This window comes from Methylobacterium sp. E-005 (assembly GCF_022829725.1).
In the GTDB taxonomy this organism is placed as follows: domain Bacteria; phylum Pseudomonadota; class Alphaproteobacteria; order Rhizobiales; family Beijerinckiaceae; genus Methylobacterium.
In genome coordinates this window covers 1-2,771 of the sequence record NZ_JAKSYG010000160.1, presented here as the reverse complement: position 1 = coordinate 2,771, position 2,771 = coordinate 1, and the positions used below count along the sequence as shown (strand labels likewise).

Annotated in this window: 3 protein-coding genes; all 3 read right to left on the bottom strand. The window is 69.1% G+C overall.

The window, feature by feature from the left end; genetic code table 11:
- Positions 1-203 precede the first annotated feature (203 nt).
- Complete coding sequence (gene phnE / locus MKK88_RS17485; RefSeq protein ID WP_244001879.1) at positions 204-1,070, bottom strand: phosphonate ABC transporter, permease protein PhnE; 867 nt, start codon at positions 1,068-1,070, stop codon at positions 204-206.
- Entirely contained in the window at positions 1,067-1,957 is an 891-nt protein-coding gene (phnE, locus tag MKK88_RS17480; protein ID WP_244001877.1) for a phosphonate ABC transporter, permease protein PhnE, read from the bottom strand. The genes phnE (MKK88_RS17485) and phnE (MKK88_RS17480) overlap by 4 nt, the downstream gene beginning before the upstream one ends.
- Before the next feature lie 7 nt (positions 1,958-1,964).
- On the bottom strand, positions 1,965-2,771 hold an 807-nt coding region (gene phnD / locus MKK88_RS17475), incomplete at its 5' end, for a phosphate/phosphite/phosphonate ABC transporter substrate-binding protein (protein WP_244001875.1).

The window sequence follows — 2,771 nt, the reverse complement described above, 5'->3', positions numbered from 1 at the left end:
CGACCGGGTGGAGTTGGTGATCGCCAGCTGAGGGCCGGAGCGTCAGCAGATCAGGTTTCCAAAGGGCGTGGCCCTTTGGTGGGGTGTCGGGGTGAAACCCCCGACGAACGGATCTTCGACCCCCGGAAGGGGGTCGAAGATCCGTCTGCAGGGCTCTGCCCTGCACCCGCCAAAGGACGCGTCCTTTGGGATCCATGACCGGCTCAGCGCGCCGCCGGCCCGATCAGCGCCCGGCGCAGACGGGTCGAGACCCAGTCGATCGCCGCCACGGTGACGAGGATCATCAGCACCAGGAAGGCGACCTGCTTCAGCTCCAGCACGCGGATCAGCTCGGTGAGGTACTGGCCGATGCCGCCCGCGCCGACGATGCCGATGATCGTCGCCGAGCGGGTGTTCGATTCGAAGAAGTACAGCACCTGGCTCGCCAGCACCGGCAGCACCCCGGGGATCAGGCCGAAGCGGATCCGGTGCAGGCTTGAGCCCCCGGAGGCGATGACCCCCTCGCCGGGCCGCCGGTCGCAGGTCTCGATCGCCTCCGAGAACAGCTTGCCGAACGCCCCGAAATCCGAGCACGCGATGGCGAGCGCCCCCGCGAACGGCCCCAAACCCACGACGTTGATCCAGATCAGCGCCCAGATCAGCACGTCCACCGAGCGCATCACGTCGAGGCCGCGGCGCACGGCGAAATGCGCGAACGGATTGGACACCACGTTGCGCGCCGCCAGGAACGCGACCGGGAAGGCCAGGATCGCCGCCGTCAGCGTGCCGAGGAACGCGATGCCCAGCGTCTCACCGAGCGCGTGCAGGAAGGTCCAGAACTGGCCCTCCGGCGATGGTGGTACCATCAGCACCGCGAAGGAGCCGAGCCGCCCGAGCCCATGGAGGATCCGCGCCAGCGAGAAATCGAGCCGCCAAGCGCCCAGCGCCGCAAGCCCGACGAGGAGGCCGAGCCCGGCGGCGAGCCGGGCACGCGCCGCCCAGTCGGTGCGGAACTGCGCCGGGTAGCGGGCGCGCAACCGGTCGAGATCGGCCTGGGCCGCCGCCCGCAGGGCTTCCGGACGCGCGGTCATCGGTGGGTCTCCGGGCCGATCAGCCGGTGGCGGACCCGCTCGGTGGCGAGGTCGATGCAGAACACGGTCAGGATGATCAGCACGAGGATCGCGCTGACATCCGCGTAGTAGAAGTTGCGGATCGCCACCAGGAATTCCTGGCCGATGCCGCCGGCGCCCACGAAGCCCATGACACCGGCCCCGCGCACGTTGATCTCAAAGCGCAGCAGCGCGTAGGAGGCGAAGTTCGAGAGCACCTGCGGCAGCACCGCAAAGCGCACGGTCTGGACCCAGGTGGCGCCCGAAGCCGACAGGCCCTCGATCGGGCGCATGTCGATGTTTTCGACCACCTCGGAAAACAGCTTGCCGAGCGCCCCCGTGGTGTGGATCGCGATGGCGAGCACGCCGACCATCGGCCCGAGCCCGAAGGCGATCACGAAGATCAGGGCGAACACCACCTCGGGGACGGTGCGGCACACCTCCAGGAGGCGCTTGGCGCCGATCCGCAGCCAGGGCGACCGCACGAGGTTGGCGGCCGCCACGAAGCTGAGGGCGAAGCCCGCCAGCCCGCCGAGCAGCGTGCCGAGATAGGCCATCAGCAGGGTCTCGCCCAGGAGGGCCAGCCAGTTGGGCAGGCCCCAATACCACGCGCGCATGTCGGCGATCGGGTGTTCGAGCCCGATCGGCGGCAGGATCTCGTAGAGGTAGGCGGTGAACTTGCCGATGTTCTCGGCGAAGACCAGCGGCCGCACCTCGGCGATGAGCCCGGCGAGGAGCGTGAGGGCCGCCACGATGGCGAGCCCCGCCAGGGTGCGGCGGCGCGCGGCCGCCGTCGCCGATGCGTAGAGACCGGAGAGGGCGGCGTGCCGCTCCGGCGGCAGCGGTGTCAGGCCGCGCGCGTTCGCCATGATCGGCTCAGGACTTCTTGCGCTGTTCGTCGTTGGCCTTGAGCATGTCGATGACCGGCTCGTAGTCCTTGAGCGTCACCGGGACGAGGTCGAGATCCTTCCCGTCCGAGAGCTTGTCGAACGCCGCCTTGTCGGCCTTCGGCAGATCGAGCAGGGCCTGACGGATCTTGGCTTTCAGCGCCTCCGGCAGGCTCGCCAGCACGGCGTAGGGGTCGCCCGGCAGCATGTCGGACTTGAACACGACCCGGAGGTCGGACTGCCGCATCGGCGTGCCGTCCGGCTTCTTGAGCATGCCCTTGGCGGCCATCCGGGTGGCCATCGTGTCGGTCTCGGAATACCAGACATTGGCGGCGGCATCCGCGGTGCCCTGCGTGAGCGCCAGCACGGCGTTCTCGTGGCTGCCGGCGTAGAAGATCTTGCCGAAATGCTTCTCCACGTCGTAGCCGGCCCGCTTGAGGAAGAAGCGCGGGGCCTGGTTGCCGGAGGTGGAATTCGGATCGACCAGCGCGAGGTTCCTGCCCTTGAGGTCTTCCACCGTCTTGTACGGGCTCGTGGCCAGAACATAGACCACCGAGTAGTAGCCCGGCGTGCCGGTCTCGTGCTTCGGGCTCACCGTCGGCTCCAGCGTCACGCCGGTCATCAGGGCGCGCGAGAACGCGGCCGCGCCGTAATAGGCGATCTGGATGTTGCCGGCGCGCTGGCCCTCGATCACCGCGGCGTAGTCGCTCGCCACCCGCAGCTTCACCGGCACGCCGAGGGCCTTGGTCAGGTAGGCGGTGAGCGGCCCCCAGCGATCCGTGGTGCCCGTGGCGTT